Annotated in this window: 14 protein-coding genes; 5 read left to right on the top strand and 9 right to left on the bottom strand. The window is 67.9% G+C overall.

All coding sequences use genetic code 11. From position 1 onward, the window contains the following. Positions 1-8: 8 nt before the first annotated feature. Entirely contained in the window at positions 9-1712 is a 1704-nt protein-coding gene (locus tag INQ43_RS07065; protein WP_194035977.1) for a serine hydrolase, read from the top strand. A 12-nt stretch (positions 1713-1724) separates the two neighbouring features. Here the strand turns inward: INQ43_RS07065 and INQ43_RS07060 are convergent, their stop codons facing one another. Genes INQ43_RS07060 through INQ43_RS07050 form a run of 3 tightly spaced genes read right to left on the bottom strand, consistent with a single transcriptional unit; the run spans position 1725 to position 5458 of the window. Next, positions 1725-2783: an ABC transporter ATP-binding protein gene (locus INQ43_RS07060; RefSeq protein ID WP_194035976.1), complete on the bottom strand. Its 1059-nt coding sequence runs from the start codon at positions 2781-2783 to the stop codon at positions 1725-1727. Beyond that, positions 2773-4425, bottom strand: a complete 1653-nt coding sequence (locus INQ43_RS07055) for an iron ABC transporter permease (protein ID WP_228062431.1) — start codon at positions 4423-4425, stop codon at positions 2773-2775. The genes INQ43_RS07060 and INQ43_RS07055 overlap by 11 nt, the downstream gene beginning before the upstream one ends. Then, complete coding sequence (locus tag INQ43_RS07050; RefSeq protein ID WP_228062430.1) at positions 4409-5458, bottom strand: extracellular solute-binding protein; 1050 nt, start codon at positions 5456-5458, stop codon at positions 4409-4411. The genes INQ43_RS07055 and INQ43_RS07050 overlap by 17 nt, the downstream gene beginning before the upstream one ends. 138 nt (positions 5459-5596) lie before the next feature. On the opposite strand from INQ43_RS07050, the gene INQ43_RS07045 reads away from it, so the two are divergent. Further along, a complete protein-coding gene (locus tag INQ43_RS07045; protein WP_194035975.1) occupies positions 5597-6583 on the top strand; it encodes an LLM class flavin-dependent oxidoreductase in 987 nt (328 codons plus the stop codon). Between the two features lie 26 nt (positions 6584-6609). Here INQ43_RS07045 and INQ43_RS07040 read toward each other — a convergent pair whose 3' ends face one another. Further along, entirely contained in the window at positions 6610-7017 is a 408-nt protein-coding gene (locus tag INQ43_RS07040; protein ID WP_194035800.1) for an FKBP-type peptidyl-prolyl cis-trans isomerase, read from the bottom strand. A gap of 203 nt (positions 7018-7220) precedes the next feature. On the opposite strand from INQ43_RS07040, the gene INQ43_RS07035 reads away from it, so the two are divergent. Continuing rightward, the gene (locus tag INQ43_RS07035; RefSeq protein WP_194035974.1) at positions 7221-8078 is read left to right on the top strand and encodes a PA4780 family RIO1-like protein kinase; all 858 of its coding nucleotides are present in this window, start codon (positions 7221-7223) and stop codon (positions 8076-8078) included. A 117-nt stretch (positions 8079-8195) separates the two neighbouring features. Continuing rightward, the gene (locus tag INQ43_RS07030) at positions 8196-8699 is read left to right on the top strand and encodes a pyridoxamine 5'-phosphate oxidase family protein (protein WP_194035973.1); all 504 of its coding nucleotides are present in this window, start codon (positions 8196-8198) and stop codon (positions 8697-8699) included. Here INQ43_RS07030 and INQ43_RS07025 read toward each other — a convergent pair. From INQ43_RS07025 to INQ43_RS07010, 4 genes are all read right to left on the bottom strand, one after another. Next, positions 8696-9868 (bottom strand): NAD(P)/FAD-dependent oxidoreductase, encoded by a 1173-nt coding sequence (locus INQ43_RS07025; protein ID WP_194037606.1) that lies wholly within the window; start codon positions 9866-9868, stop codon positions 8696-8698. The genes INQ43_RS07030 and INQ43_RS07025 overlap by 4 nt on opposite strands. Before the next feature lie 85 nt (positions 9869-9953). Next, entirely contained in the window at positions 9954-10505 is a 552-nt protein-coding gene (locus INQ43_RS07020) for a YaeQ family protein (RefSeq protein WP_194033644.1), read from the bottom strand. A 57-nt stretch (positions 10506-10562) separates the two neighbouring features. Further along, complete coding sequence (locus INQ43_RS07015) at positions 10563-11603, bottom strand: YeiH family protein (protein ID WP_194035972.1); 1041 nt, start codon at positions 11601-11603, stop codon at positions 10563-10565. 120 nt (positions 11604-11723) lie between these two features. Next, positions 11724-12209 carry a DUF4142 domain-containing protein gene (locus tag INQ43_RS07010; protein WP_228062428.1) on the bottom strand — a complete coding sequence of 162 codons (486 nt, stop codon included), beginning with the start codon at positions 12207-12209 and terminating at the stop codon, positions 11724-11726. 256 nt (positions 12210-12465) lie between these two features. Between INQ43_RS07010 and INQ43_RS07005 the strand changes: the two genes are divergently transcribed. Next, on the top strand, positions 12466-13377 hold the full coding sequence (locus INQ43_RS07005; RefSeq protein WP_194035971.1) for a pseudouridine synthase: 912 nt from the start codon (positions 12466-12468) through the stop codon (positions 13375-13377). Here INQ43_RS07005 and INQ43_RS07000 read toward each other — a convergent pair. Beyond that, positions 13364-15403 carry a DEAD/DEAH box helicase gene (locus tag INQ43_RS07000; RefSeq protein ID WP_228062427.1) on the bottom strand — a complete coding sequence of 680 codons (2040 nt, stop codon included), beginning with the start codon at positions 15401-15403 and terminating at the stop codon, positions 13364-13366. The two genes, INQ43_RS07005 and INQ43_RS07000, sit on opposite strands and share 14 nt — an antisense overlap. Positions 15404-15509 lie beyond the last annotated feature (106 nt).

Raw genomic sequence — 15509 nt, 5'->3', positions numbered from 1 at the left:
GGACACAGATGCCTATCACCAACCGCAGCCGGCTTGGTACCGGAAAATGCCTCGCCCTTGCCGTCGCGCTGACCGCTGCACTTGCGCTGGTCCCCGCCGCACACGCGCAGGATGTCGCGACGGAGACGACGGCACCCGAAGCTAAGGCGCGCCCCGACCTCGCTGTTTTCGTCGACACGCCCGCCGGATTGCCCGGCCAGCTCGCCGACTTCGATGCCTACATCGAGGACATCCGCGAGCGCTTCGAGGTGCCGGCGATGGCGGTGGCGATCGTCAAGGACGGGCGCGTCGTATTGGAACGCGGCTACGGCACGCGCGATCTGGACAGCAAGGTCCCGGTGGACGAGCACACCCTGTTCGCCATCGCCTCCAATACGAAGGCATTCACCGCCGCCTCGCTGTCGATGCTGGCCGACGAGGGCAAGCTGAAAATGGACGACCGCGTGGTCGACCACCTGCCGTGGTTCCGCATGTCGGACGCCTACGTCACCGGCGAGATGCGCATCCGCGACCTGCTCGCCCACCGCAGCGGGCTCGGCCTGGGCGCGGGGGACCTGCTGTACTGGCCGGGTTCGAAATACACCACCGAGGAAGTGGCGCGCCGGCTGAAGGATGTCCCGCTCAAGGGCGGCTTCCGCGACCGCTACGCCTACGACAACATCCTGTTCGGCGTCGCCCAGCTGGTGGTCGAGTCGGCCAGCGGCCAGCCATTCCGGGAGTTCCTGCAGAGCCGGATATTCCGTCCGCTGGGCATGCACGACACCCGCTTCAACAGCGATTACCTGCAGCCAAGCGACAACGTCGCGACGGGCTATGCGCAGGCCGATTTCACCAGGCTGGTGGCGGCGCCGCGCGTGAGCTGGGGCAACGTCTCCGGCGCCGGCGGCATCTATTCCAGCGTCCACGACCTGACCAACTGGGTACGTGTGCAGCTCGATGGCGGGGTGATTTCCGGCGAAGGCGACAGTACCCGGCGCCTGTTCAGCGAGAAGCGCCAGCGCGAGATGTGGTCGATGATCACCCCGATCCCGGTACCAAAGCCGTCGGTACCGGCGCTGGCCGCTGCCACGCCCAACTACGCCGGCTACGGCGAAGGCTGGTCGCTGTCGGACTACCGCGGCAGCAAGCTGGTCTGGCACACCGGCGGCTGGCCGGGTTTCGTCTCCCGCATCACCCTGGTGCCCCAGCACGATCTGGGCATCATCGTGCTGACCAGCGCCGAGCAGGGCGGGGCGTTCCAGGCGGCGACGATGCGCGTGCTGGATGCGTACCTGGGCGGGCCGCGTACCGACTGGACCAGCGCCTATCTGTCGGCGCGCGGCAATGCGCAGGAAAAGGCCGACAAGTCCTGGCAGGAGCACATCGCCAAGCGTGACCTGCGCTCCAGGCCGTCTCTGCCGCTGAGTGGCTACGCCGCGACCTACCGCGACCCCTGGTACGGCGACATCATCATCGAGCGAAGCGGCGAGAAGCTGCGGATCCGTTTCGACAAGACGCCCGACCTGGTCGGCACCCTCAGCCACTGGCAGCACGACACCTTCGTCGTGCGCTGGGACGAGCGCTGGCTCAATGCCGACGCCTTCCTGACGTTCGCGCTTCAGCCCGACGGGGCGGTGCGCGAGGCGCGCATGCAGGCGATCTCGCCGCTGACCGACTTCAGCTTCGACTTCCACGACCTGCGGCTGGTGCCGCTCAAGCCGGACGCGGAGTAGCTGGCCGATTTGCTAGACGGTGCCGGTCGGCGCGTCCGGCTCGAACACGACCACGTGCTCCAGGTCGAGGCGGATGCCGATGTCCTGCCCGACCGCGTGGTCGTGGTGGGACGGCACCAGCGCCTGCACCTGCTCGCCGTCGTCCACCTGCAGGGTGTAGAGGAAATCGGCGCCGCGGAAATGGCGCCGCACGATCCGCGCCTGCATCGGGGCGTCGTCGTCGTGGATAACGTCATCCGGACGCAGGAGCATCTGCACCTGTGAGCCCGGCGCGCTGAGCAGCCGGTGGTCGGACGTGAGCACGCCAAACCCGGTTCCCACGTGCATGTCGTCCACCACGCGCGCCGGCAACAGCACGCCTTCGCCGACAAAGCCGGCCACGAACGGGTTGGCCGGGCGGTGATAAAGATCGTAGGCGGTGGTCCACTGCTGCAGGCGGCCTTCGCCGATCACGCCGACCAGGTCGGCCATGGCAAAGGCCTCCGCCTGCGAGTGGGTGACCATCAGGGCGCCGATCCCGGTCGCCTTCAGCGCGGCGCGGACCTGGATCGCCAGGCGTTCGCGCAGGTCGGGATCAAGGCTGGAAAACGGCTCGTCCAGCAGCACCATGCGTGGCTCCGGCGCCAGCGCCCGGGCCAGGGCGACGCGTTGCTGCGGGCCCCCGGAGAGCTGGTGCGGCGGGCGTCTGGCGTAATCGGCCAGGCCGACCAGGTCGAGCATCTCTTCCGCGCGCGACTTCGCCTTCGCACGCGGCCAGCGGAACAGGCCGAAGCGGACGTTGTCGATCACGCTGAGGTGGGGCAACAGGGCGTGATCCTGAAACACCATGCCCATCTGGCGTTTTTCCGGCGCCAAGTGCACGCCGTTGCCGACCAGCACCTCGCCGTCGGCGCGGATGGAGCCGGCGGCAAGCGGCTCGAACCCGGCGACCGCACGCAGCAACGTGGTCTTGCCCGCGCCCGAGGGACCGATCAGGCATCCGATCTGGCCGTCGGCCAGTTCCAGGCTTGCTCCGGAAAGCACCACGCGGGCGTCGTAGCCGACCGCGGCATTGTCGATCTCAAGCCGCATCGCGTCCTCTACGGGTCAGGGCAATCACGGGAATCAGCCCCGCCAGCGCGATGGCCAGCGAGGGCAGGGCGGCGCGGGCGTACTCGCCTTCATTAGTCAGTTCGAATACGCGGGTGGCGAGCGTGTCCCAGCCGAACGGACGCATCATGAGGGTGATCGGCATTTCCTTCATCGTGTCGACCAGCACCAGCAGGCCGGCGGTGGCGAAGCTGCCGCGCAGCAGCGGCCAGTGCACGACGCGCAACTGGCGGGCGCCGGTGACGCCCATGCTGCGGCTGGCCTCAAGCAACCGGGGCCGGACCCGCAACAGCCCGCCAGCGACCGGCGCATGCGCCACCGCGAGGAAGCGGATGCCGTAGGCCACCAGCAACAGCACGAGCCCACCTTCCAGCGGGACGTCCCAGCCTCGGGTCTCGGCGAGCCAGGTGGAGAAGCGGGCGACCGGCACGTACAAGCCGATGGCCAGCAGCGCGCCCGGAAGCCCGTAGCCCAGGGTGGAGATGCGGGTGGCGGTGGTGGTGAGCATCCCCGGCTGCTCGCGCGCTGCCAGGGCGATGACGAAGGCCGCCGCGGTGGTCAGCGCCGCGGCCATGGCCGACAACGACAGCGCGTTGCGCAGGCTCGCGAAATAGCGCGGATCCAGGTCGTCCAGATGCGCCAGCGCCTGCCAGCCCAGCTGTGATAGCGGCAGGCCGAGCGCGACGACCAGCACCAACGCGCACACGGCGGTTGCCCACCAACCCCTGCGTCCCGTCTGCAGACGTGGCGCCTTGGCGTGGCCGACGGAGACGAACGACTGGCGTCGCCGCGACGCGGTTTCCAGGCCGACCAGCACCAGCACCGCGACGAGCAGCACCGCGGCGATCTGCAAGGCCGTGTCGGTCGAGAACAGCGCAAACCACGCCTTGTAGATCGCGGTGGTGAACGTGTCGTAATTGAACGCCGACACCGCGCCAAAGTCCGCCAGGGTCTCCATCATCACCAGCAGCGTGCCGCCGGCGATCCACGGCCGTGCCATGGGCAGGCTGGCGCGGAAAAAAGCGCGCCACGGACCCATTCCCAGCGCGCGCGCCGCCTCCAGTGCGCGTGCGCCCTGGCTGGCAAACGCCTCGCGGGCGACCAGGTACACGTACGGGTACAGCGCCAGCGTCATGACCGCGATCAGGCCGGCGCGCGAGCGGATGTCCGGCAGCTGCAGCGAGGCGTGCTCACGCAGCCAGGCGGTGAACGGCGCGCCGTAGTCGAACAGGCCGATGAAGGCGACCGCGAGCACGTAGCCGGGCATCGCCAACGGCAACACCAGCAGCCAGGCAAACCAGCGCCGGCCGGGGAATTCGCACAGCGCCACCAGCGCCGCCAGCGCAGTACCCAGGATCGCGCTTCCCGCGCCCACCCCCAGCAGCAGCCACGCGGTGTTGCCGGCCACCTGTGGCAGTACGTACTGCCACAGGTGCTGCAGCGTCTCGCTCTCAGGTCGTGCCAGCGCCGCCAGGGTCGCCCCGAGCGGTATCAGACTGGGAAGCGTCAGCGCGACCGCCAACCACGTCCATCCGCGCGGAACCGGCAGCGCACGCGCGTGGCGCCCGCCGCCGGCCACTTTCGGCACCGGTGAAGCGGTGAACGGCTCAGCGATAGCCGGCACGGTCCATGAGCTTGACGGCGTCGGCCTGCATCGCCCCGGCCTGGGAGACGTTGATCAGGTCCTGGCGGTAATCGCCCCAGGCCTTGATCAGCGGATCGGTGGCAATCTTCGGGTTGGCGGGATATTCCAGGTTTTCGCCGGCGAACAGCTCCTGCGCGTCACCGTCGGAAAGCCACTCGATGAACTCGCGTGCCGCCTGCGGATGCGGTGCATGGCGGGTGACGCCTGCGCCCGATACGTTGACGTGCACGCCGCGCTCGCCCTCGGCCTGGTTGGGCCAGAAAACGGTGACCGGCAGCGCCTCGTCCTTGCGCAACGAGCGACCCAGGTAATAGGTGTTGCTGATGCCCACGGCGCAGCGGCCGGCAGCGATCGCGTCGATCACCTCGTTGTCGCTGGCCATCGGTGGCGCCGCCAGATTGGCCACCCAGCCGCGCACGACCTCTTCGGTCTTCTCCGCGCCCAGGCTGGCCATCATCGTGGCGATCAGGCTCTGGTTGTAGACCGAGTTGCTGGTGCGCAGGCACAGCTTGCCCTTCCATTTCGGGTCGGCGAGGTCTTCATACGTCGACAGCGTGTCCGCGGGGGCCTTGGCCGGATCGTGGATGATCGTGCGTGCGCGCACCGAGAGGCCGAACCAGCGGTTCTCCGGGTCGCGCAGGTTGTCCGGGATGTTGTCGCGCAGGCGCTGGGAGTCCACCGGCTGCAGCAGGTCCATGTTGGTGGCCTGCCACAGGTTGCCGGCGTCCACGGTGATGAACACGTCCGCCTTGCTGCGGCTGCCTTCGGCCTTGAGCCTCTCCATCAGGGGCGGCGCCTTGTCGGTCAGGTAGGTGATCTTGACTCCGGTCTCCTCGGTGTAACGGTCGAACAGGGGCTTGAGCAGCTGCTCGTTGCGCGAGGTATAGACCACCAGTTCGGTCGCGGCATCGCTGGCCGTGGCGTCGGTGCCGGCATCGCTGGAAGGCGGCTTGTCGGCGGAGCAGGCGGCAAGCGCGGCCAGGATGACAGCGGTCAGGGGGAGCAGTCGCACGGAGGCACCTCGGCTGGGTACAAATGAGAATCGCTATTATCTACGAACCGGCGGCGGAAGTATCGGCAGGCAGGTTGGCAAAACCGTCGCGGCGGCCCCATGTAAAGGGCACTGGACCATCCCCCGCGAGTGTTCCCCATGATTCCCTATTCCCTGCTCGACCTTGCCCCCGTCACCGAGGGCAGCGATATCCCCCAAGCGTTTGCCAACACGCTGGACCTGGCGCGCAACGCCGAGCGCCTGGGCTACCAGCGCTTCTGGCTGGCCGAACACCACAACATGCCCGGCATCGCCAGCGCGGCGACCGCGGTCCTGATTGGCTATGTCGCCGGCGGCACCTCGACGATCCGCGTCGGCGCCGGCGGCATCATGCTGCCCAACCACTCACCGCTTCAGGTGGCGGAGCAGTTCGGCACCCTGGCGTCGTTGTACCCGGACCGAATCGACCTTGGCCTGGGCCGAGCGCCCGGAACCGACCAGGCGACCGTGCGCGCGCTGCGGCGCTACCACGAGGGCGCCGACGCGTTCCCGCACGACGTCGCCGAGCTGCTCGGCTTCTTCCGTCCGGCCAAACCCGGCCAACCGGTGCGCGCCGTGCCCGGTGCCGGGATCCAGGTCCCGGTCTGGCTGCTGGGCTCCAGCCTGTTCAGTGCGCGGCTGTCGGCGGCGATGGGCCTGCCGTTCGCATTCGCATCGCATTTTGCGCCCGACGCGATGGACGACGCGCTGGCCCTGTACCACGGGGAGTTCACGCCGTCGGCGCGCCTGGACAAGCCGCACGCGATGCTGGCGCTGAATGTGGTCGCCGCCGAGACCGACGCCGAGGCGCGACGCCTGTTCACCACCCAGCAGCAGGCGTTCGCGAAGCTGCGCCGGGGCGACATCGGCCTGGTGCCGCCGCCGATCGACGACATCGACGCGTGGTGGACACCGCAGGAGAAGGAAGGCGTGGGCCGTGCGCTGGCCTGCGCGGTGGTCGGTGATATCGACACTGTGCGCAAAGGCATCGCCGCCTTCATCGAACGTCACCGGCCCGATGAGCTGCTGCTCACCGCGAACATCTTCGACCACGCGGCGAGGGTGCGCTCGTTCGAGATTGCCGCCGAAGCGATGGCGAAGAACTGACGCTCGATCCGCGGCCGGGCGCCGGCTCAGTGCTTCTTGCTGACGTCCATCAGTTCGACCTCGAACACCAGCGAGGCGTCCGGCGGAATCACGCCGCCGGCGCCCCGGCTCCCGTAGCCCAGCGCGGCGGGTATCAGCAGCACGCGCTTGCCGCCGACCCGCATGCCGGCGACGCCGTCATCCCAGCCGCGGATCACCCGGCCGGCGCCCAGCACGAACTCGATCGGCGTGCCGCGCTCGCGCGAGCTGTCGAATTGCGCGCCTCGGTTTTCCGGCGCGTCCTGGTCGTACACCCAGCCGGTGTAGTGGACGCTGACCTCATCGCCCGCGGCCGCCACCGCGCCGGTGCCGTCGACCAGATCGATGCGCTGCAGTTCGGCCACGCTGCCGTTGGGCGGCGCAGGCGGAGTGGATGGCGAGCATCCGGCCAGCATGGTGCCGGCGAGGGCGAGAGCCAGCAGAAAAGTGGATGCGGCGCGCGCGGGTTTGCGGGTCGAAAAGGACTTCAAGGTAACGGCTTCGCTGGCGGCTTCGGGAGGCCAACGATACCGCCCATCGGGGACGCGTTCAGCGCGATCCGGGCCAGATCGCGGCCAATCGACCATACTGGCCGGCCGTCCAAGGCCGAACGTCAAACATGAAGACCCCCGCCGGCTTGCAGCCGTTGATCGATGAAGGCGTGATCGATGAAGTGCTGCGCCCGCTCAAGAGCGGCAAGGAAGCAGACGTTTACGTGGTCCGTTCCGGTGACGAGATCCTGTGCGCCAAGGTCTACAAGGACATGGCCCAGCGCAGCTTCCAGCAGCGCGTCCAGTACCAGGAAGGACGCAAGGTCCGCGGCAGCCGCGAGCAGCGCGCGATCACCAAGGCGAGCAAGTTCGGCCGCAAGGAGCAGGAAGCCGCCTGGAAGAACACCGAGGTCGACGCGCTGTATCGCCTGGCCGATGCCGGGGTGCGGGTGCCTGCACCGCGCGGCTATTACAACGGCGTGCTGGTGATGGAGCTGGTCACCGACGCCGAGGGCCATTCCGCCGCGCGCCTGGGCGAGGTCGAGCTGACCGCCGCGCAGGCCCGCGAATACCACGCCTTCCTGGTGCGCCAGGTCGTGCTGATGCTGTGCATCGACCTGATCCATGGCGATCTGTCCGAGTACAACGTGCTGGTCGGACCGGACGGTCCGGTCCTGATCGACTTCCCGCAGGTGGTCAGCGCATCGGGCAACAACGCCGCGCGCAAGATGCTCCAGCGCGACGTCAACAACCTCACCCTCAGCCTTGGACGGATTGCACCTGAACTGCTGTCCACCCACTACGCCGAGGAGATGTGGGCGCTGTACGAGAAGGGCGAGCTGCGGCCCGACAGCGAGCTGACCGGCCAGTTCGCATTCGATGAGTCCAGCGCCGACCTGGACAGCGTCCAGCTGGCCATCCGCGATGCCCGCGAGGAAGCGCTGATCCGCCAGCAGGGACGCGAGGCGGCGGCCGAGGAGGGCTGATTCCGCCCTGTTTGCTCGAGAGGCGTCGTAGCCGGGCACGATCATTCACCGGGTCTTTTCGGCACATGCGATTGGATGGCTGCCTTGCCGCCGCTTGAGCGGCCTCCGGAGTCTTCCATGAGCACACCCAGCATCGACCGCGCCGCCCACATCAAGCACCTGGCCGAACTGATCCACGACGTGGACGTGGCGATGATGACCACCATCGCCCGCGACGGCCGCCTGGTCAGTCGACCGCTGGGCACGCAGGAGGTCGAGTTCGATGGGGACCTCTGGTTTGCCACCGGCCGGAACAGCGACAAGGTTGCCGAGATCACCGCCAATCCGCAGGTCAACGTCTCCTACGCGTCCACCAGCAAGAACAGCTACTTGTCCGTGGCGGGGCGCGCGTCCATCGTCAATGACCGCGCCAAGATCGAGGAGTTGTGGTCGCCAGCGATGAAGCTGTTTTTCCCGGGCGGCAAGGACGATCCCGACCTGTGCCTGATCCGGGTCGAAGTGGACAGCGCCGAATACTGGGACGGTCCTGGCAGTTTCTTTGGCAAGGCGCTCTACATCGCATTGACCGCAGTCACCAACGATCCCGCCAGCCTGTCGGAGAACGAGCGCTTCGAGCTCTAGACCGCGCTGCCGGCGGCGTGTCCCGACGCCCACGCCCACTGGAAGTTGTAGCCGCCCAGCCAGCCGGTGACGTCCAGCACCTCGCCGATGAAATACAGCCCTGGCACGTGGCGGGACTCCATCGTGGTCGAGGACACGCCATGGGTATCCACGCCGCCCAGGGTGACCTCGGCGGTGCGGTAACCTTCCGTGCCGCTGGCCACCAGCGGCAAACGGTGCAGCACCGCGGCCACTTCCTGCAGCTCCGGCAGGTTGAACTGGCGGATGGGCCGGGCGGGCTGCAGATGGCCCAGCCACGCCTCGCACAGGCGCTGGGCAAAGCGCTTGGGAAAGAGCTCGGCCAGCAACGTTTTCAGCTCGGACGCGGGGCGCGCGCGCTGCATGTGCTGCAGGGTGGTCAGCGCATCGGTATCGGGCAGCAGGTTCAGCTGCAGGTCGTCGCCGGGCTGCCAATAGGACGAGACCTGCAGGATCGCCGGGCCGCTGATGCCACGGTGCGTGACCAGCAGGAAATTGCTGAAGGACTGACCGCGGGCGGTGGCGGTAACAGGCAGCGAGACGCCGCTCAGATCGGCCAGGCGTTCCTGGTGCTTGCCGCTGAGGGTCAGCGGAACGAGGCCGGCGCGCAGTGGAAGGACGGCGTGGCCGAACTGCTTGGCCACTTCGTAGCCGAAACCGCTGGCACCCATGCTGGGAATGGACAGGCCGCCACTCGCGACCACCAGCGCCGGCGCGCGGAATTGAGCCAGGCTCGTATCGACCAGGAACCCGTCATGCGCACTCTCCGGGACGTCGTCGGGCGCGCGGAGTCGCTCAATTTTCCGGACGCTGCAACCCGTCTGCACCTGCACGCCCGCCGCGCTGCACTCGTCCAGCAGCATCTTCACGATCAGCTTGGAGGACTCGTCGCAGAACAACTGGCCGAGCTCCTTCTCGTGCCAGGCGATGCGATGGCCGTCGACCATGTCGAGGAAGTGCCACGGCGTGTAGCGCGCCAGGGCGGACTTGCAGAAGTGCGGGTTGGCCGACAGGAAGTTTGCGGGACTGGTGCCGGTATTGGTGAAATTGCAGCGACCGCCGCCTGACATCAGGATCTTCTTGCCGACCCGGTTGGCATGCTCGACCACCACGACGCGCTTGCCACGCCGGCCGGCGGTGATCGCGCACATCAGGCCGGCCGCGCCGCCGCCGACCACGATCACGTCTACTTCGCGGACGCCCGCAGGACCACTGGAATCAGGCGCCGCCACCGGTTCAGTCGGTGCTGGGCGCCATGCGCACGGTGGGGCGCAGCGATGTGCTGCCGCGATCGCCCATCAGCTGCAGTTCGCCGTCCTGGATCAGCACGTTCAGACGCATGCCGCGCTCGCCGATCGCCGGCAACGCATCGACCACGTGGCTGGGGATGTCGAGAACGGTGAGGTTCTTCAGGCGCGACACGGAACTGGCGATCTTGTCCCACCAGATATCCGAGGCGTTGCCGCCGTAGTTCACCACCACGACCTGTTCGGCCTTGGCGCAGGACTTCTTGATCCGCGACTCGTCGGGATGGCCCAGGTCGATCCACAGGCCGATGTCGCCCACGTAATCGCGCTGCCAAAGATCCGGCTCATCTTCGTTGCTGATCCCGCGACCGAACTCCAGCCGCTCGTCGGCATACAGCGCGAAGGCGAGCAGGCGCACCATCAGGCGCGCATCGGTTTCGGACGGATGCTGGGCCAGCGTCAGCGTATGGGTGGCGTAGTAATGCCGGTCCATGTCGCTGATCTGCAGCTCGGCTTTGACGACGGTGGAATTGGCAGCCATGACGGACTCGCGGAAGGTAGCCCGCCATTCTATGCGGTGCGGCCCCGCGGTGCCGGTTTAAACCTGTCCGGTGGCGAACTGGACCGCCAGGCTGGAAACCGCCACCGCGATCCACACGCCCAGCCCCAGCGCGATCGGCTTGAAGCCGGTGCTCGCCATCCGCCGCAGGTCGGCCGACAGGCCGATGGCGGTCAGCGCCATGATGATCAGGAAATTGGCGGCGAGATGGATGGCAGGCTGCACTGCTTCGGGGATCAGCCCGAGCGTGCGCGCGGCAGAGGCGACCACGAACCACAGGATGAACCACGGAATCACCGCTGCCAGGCGGAAATCGCTGGCGCCGCTTTTCTTGTGTTTCCAGGCCTCGATCGCGGCCAGGATCAGGCACATCGGGATGATCAGGGTCGCCCGGGTGAGCTTGACGATGGTCGCGTGGTCGCCGGCCTCCTTGCCATAGCTGTAGCCGGCGGCCACGACCGATGAGGTGTCGTTGATCGCGGTGCCGGCCCACAGGCCAAATCCCTGCTGGCTGAGGTCCATCAGGTGGCCCAGCGCCGGGAACACCAGCACCGCCACCAGGTTGAAAAGAAAGATCGTGGAGATCGCAAACGCGGTGTCATGCTCGTCGGCCTTGATGATCGGCGTGACGGCCGCAATCGCGGAGCCGCCGCAGATCGCGGTTCCCGCGCCGATCAGCAGCTTCAGTTTCGACGGGATGTTGAGCAGCTTGCCCAACACCAGGGCCGACGTGAACGCCGCAATGATCGTCACGGCGGTGATGGTGAGCGACTCCATCCCGGTCCGGGCCACCTGGGTCAGGCTGAGGCCGAACCCCAGCGCGATGATCGACCATTGCAGGATCTTCTTGCCGGCGAAGCGGATGCCCGGCTGGCACGTATCCGGAGGAGCGGCCGTGTTGCGGATGAGCACGCCGAGCACGATCCCGAAAACTGGACCGCCCACCAGCGGCAGCCAGCGGCCGAGCAGCAACGCCACCAGCGCGACCACCGTCGCCAGCGCCAGGCCTGGCAGAAGCGAGGTGGGGGCGGCATCGGGCGTGGGAGAGGCCCCAGGGGAGTGCGTCGGAGTGGTGGACATCAATCGTGGGGCCCAGGAACCGGACGCACAGGATAGACGTCCACCCGGCAACCGGCGAGCCGCAACGCGACTACACGATTGGCGGACTGGATCCGCAGCCGCTGCGCCGGCGCAGCCGGCTCACTTGTCTCGCAAGGCCATCGCCGCTTTCATGTGTTCATCGTAGTTGTCGCGGGTGCGTTCAAGATGCTTGCGGATCGCGTCGTTGTCTGTTGCCTCCAGGCGCTCACCGATCCACTCCAGGGCTTGCTCGTGGGTCTCGATGACCGCATCCAGATATCCGCGCTGGTAAGCGTCCGGGTCGAGTTCGGCCAAGGCCTTGAGGCGCTTTTCCTCCTCAACGCGCTGGTTGCGGACGGCGGGCGTGTCGTTCACGTCCAGAGCTTCGGCGTCCCCCAGGGCGCGGGTCTGGGTCATATTCCGCCGGTGGTGCATGGAAATCTGCTCGGCCAGGTCGGCCACCCCTTGATCCAGCTGCTCGTGCTGCCGTGCCTGCTCGGCCATCGCCACGGCCTGTTGGTCAAATGCAATCAGCTGGGCAACGGTTTCCCCCGGGGCCACGGTGGTGTCCGCGGTACTGGCTGTAGTCGTGCGGTCCGGCGGCATGGGCGCGCGCGTGCAGGCCGCGAATGCGAAAACAGTCAAAGCGACGATGACAAGGGATGCGCTCCTGGACATGTCATTCCTCCCGGGTTCGTGGCGCGCCGCATGAGTCGCAAGGCCCGCGGCCCGTCCATGGATGAATGGCCCCGCAACGACCAAGCTAGGCCAAGCGCCGCAATGCCGCGTGAAGGCGAGGTGATGGTGGGAACTTCTTGCGGCGTGGTCTGTCCCGCCGCCCGGCCTCCCGTACGCTTGCGGGATGAAACCCCGACCCGCCCCAATCGATGGCGTACCCGCCAGCCGTGTGCAACTGCCGGAGGGATCGTCCTCGTCCGCGGTCGACGCGTTGCGTGCACGGTTTCCCCGGATTGATGAGGCTACGTGGCGCAGCCGGTTCGCGCGGGGCCGGGTGCTGGATGACGCGGGGCTCCCGCTTGCCGCGCACGCAAGGGTCACCGCAGGGATGACGCTGTACTACTACCGCGAGGTGGTGGACGAGCTGGCCATACCGTTCACCGAACAGGTCCTGCATGAAGATGCCGACCTGCTGGTGGTGGACAAGCCGCACTTCCTGCCGGTGATGCCAGCGGGCGCGTACGTGCGCGAGAGCCTGCTGTTCCGCCTGCAGCAAGCCCTTGAGAACCCGCATATCGTCCCGTTGCATCGCATCGATCGGGGCACCGCCGGGCTGGTCATGTTCTCGATCAATCCATCGACGCGGGACGCCTACCAGGCGCTGTTTCGCGACCGCGCAATCCGCAAACACTACGAAGCGCTGGCGCCGGCGCTACCCGACACCCGGTTTCCCCTGGTGCACCGCAGCCGCCTGGAGCGCGGCGAGCCGTTCTTCCGCATGGGCGAGGCGGCGGGTGAGGCCAACAGCGAAAGCCGGATCGACGTGCTCGACCGCGATGGCGACGTCTGGCGCTACGCGCTTGAACCGGTCACCGGCAAAAAGCACCAGTTACGGGTGCACATGGCGGCGCTGGGCGCGCCGATCACCAACGACGCTTTCTATCCGGGCCTGCAGGAGCAGGCAGCCGACAGGTACTCGTTCCCGCTCAAGCTGCTGGCGCGGTCGCTGGCGTTCATAGACCCGCTGACCGGGGATGCGCGGGAGTTCCGGAGCGCGCGGGCCCTGGAACTCCCGGAGCCGATCAGCGCGGCTTAAAGGGTTTACGCGGTGCGAAATTGCCCGGCTTGCCGCCGGCTGGCTTGCCGGCATGCGGTGCACGCGGGCCGGACGGTCGGGCCTGCGGCGGGCGCGGCGAGTTGGGTCGGGCAGTGCGCCCGCCGGTGTTGTCGCGCTCGTCCGCGTGGCGGATGCGCAGGGCCTGGCCGGCCACATAGACCCGCTTCAGGTGCTCCATCAATTCGTGCGGCATGCCCTCGGGCAGGTCGACCAGGCTGTAGTCGTCGCGGATGTCGATCCGGCCGATGTAGCGGCTTTCCAGGTCGGCCTCGTTCGCGATCGCGCCGACGATGTTGCCCGGCTGCACGCCGTGCTCATGCCCGACTTCGATGCGGAACGTCTCCATGCCGACCTCGTCGGTGCGCGGTGCGTTGCGCTGCGGCGGCGCCGATGGCGCGCTGCGTGGCGGCTGCGATGGCGCTGCCGGTGCGGCGTCGTCGAACATGGCTTCTGCGGCGTTGGCGCCACTCGGGCGCGCGGGTGGCTGCGGGGCTGAGCGTGGCGGCTTGGGGCGGCCCTCCTCGAACGTACGCGGATGCTGCGACGCCGGCGCGGAGTGGCGCTCGTCGAAGCTCCGCGGCGTGACATCACGCTCGGGACGCTGCTGGCGGGGCGGCCGCGGCGGCTGGCCGCGGTGACCGACGTCGCGTGGGCTGGCCCCACGCGGGTCCGGACGCGGCTCGTATTTGGCCCGCGGCGGTGGGGGCGTCAACAGCAGCGGGTGATCGCCCTGGAACAGCTTGGCCAGTGCGGCGGCGATTTCCACCGCAGGCACGTTCTGCTCGCGCTCGTAGCGCTCAATCAGTTCGCGGAACAAGCCCAAGTCGTTGTCGGCCAGCGTGTCGGTGATGCGGTCGAGGAATTTCGAGACGCGCTGCTCATTCACCGTCTCGATCGAGGGCAGTTCCATCTGCTGGATCGGCTGGCGCGTGGCGCGCTCGATGGCCCGCAGCATGCCGCGCTCGCGCGGGGCGACGAACAGGATCGCCTCGCCCTTGCGTCCGGCGCGCCCGGTGCGGCCAATCCGGTGGACATAGCTTTCGGTGTCGTAGGGAATGTCGTAGTTCAGCACATGGCTGATGCGGTCCACGTCCAGCCCGCGGGCGGCGACGTCGGTCGCGACCAGCACGTCGATCTTGCCGTCCTTGAGGTTCTGGATGGTCTTCTCGCGCTGGGCCTGCTGCACGTCGCCATTGATGGCAGCGGCGGCGATACCGCGGGCGGCGAGCTTGGAGGCGAGCTCATCGGTGCCCAGCTTGGTGCGGGCGAACACGATCATTGCGTCGAACGGCTCAGCCTCCAGGATGCGGGTCAGGGCGTCGAGCTTCTGCACGCCGCTGACGGCCCAGTAACGCTGACGGATGTTGTCGGCGGTGCTGGTCTTGTTCTTGATCGCGATCTCGACCGGGTCTTTCAGGTAAGTCTGGGCAATGCGCCGGATCTGCACCGGCATGGTCGCCGAGAACAGCGCGACCTGGCGGGTTTCCGGGGTCTTCTTGAGGACCTTCTCTACGTCGTCGATGAAACCCATGCGCAGCATCTCGTCGGCCTCGTCCAGCACCAGGAATCGCAGCGCGGAGATGTCCAGCGAGCCGCGGTCCAGATGGTCGATGACGCGACCCGGCGTGCCGACGATGACCTGCACGCCGCGCTTGAGCGCCTGCAGCTGCGGGTAGTAGCTCTGGCCGCCGTAGATCGGCAGCACGTGGAAGCCCTTCATGTGCGAGGCGTAGCTCTGGAACGCCTCGGCGACCTGGATCGCCAGTTCGCGGGTCGGTGCCAGCACCAGCGCCTGCGGGGTCTTCTGCGCAGGATCGATGCGCGCAAGGATTGGCAGCGCGAATGCCGCCGTCTTGCCGGTGCCGGTCTGCGCCTGGCCGATGACGTCGCGGCCCTGCATCAGCGGCGGAATGGTGGCGGCCTGGATCGGCGAGGGCGACTCGTAACCCAGCGCGCTGATGGCCTGCCGCAGTGTCTCGGGCAGGGCCAGGCCGTCGAAGTTCAACGGAGTGTCGGGGGGGAATCGGGGGTAGCGGGCGTTTCGGCGCTCATCGCAGTTCTCGGCAGCGCCGGCTGGGCCGGTCGGGTAGACCGCACAGTTTAACGTCCGC

The organism is Lysobacter sp. H23M47, assembly GCF_015209765.1.
In the GTDB taxonomy this organism is placed as follows: Bacteria; Pseudomonadota; Gammaproteobacteria; order Xanthomonadales; family Xanthomonadaceae; genus Novilysobacter; species Novilysobacter avium.
The sequence above is the reverse complement of the archived record's forward strand: the minus strand, read 5'-3'. Positions and strand labels throughout refer to the sequence as shown.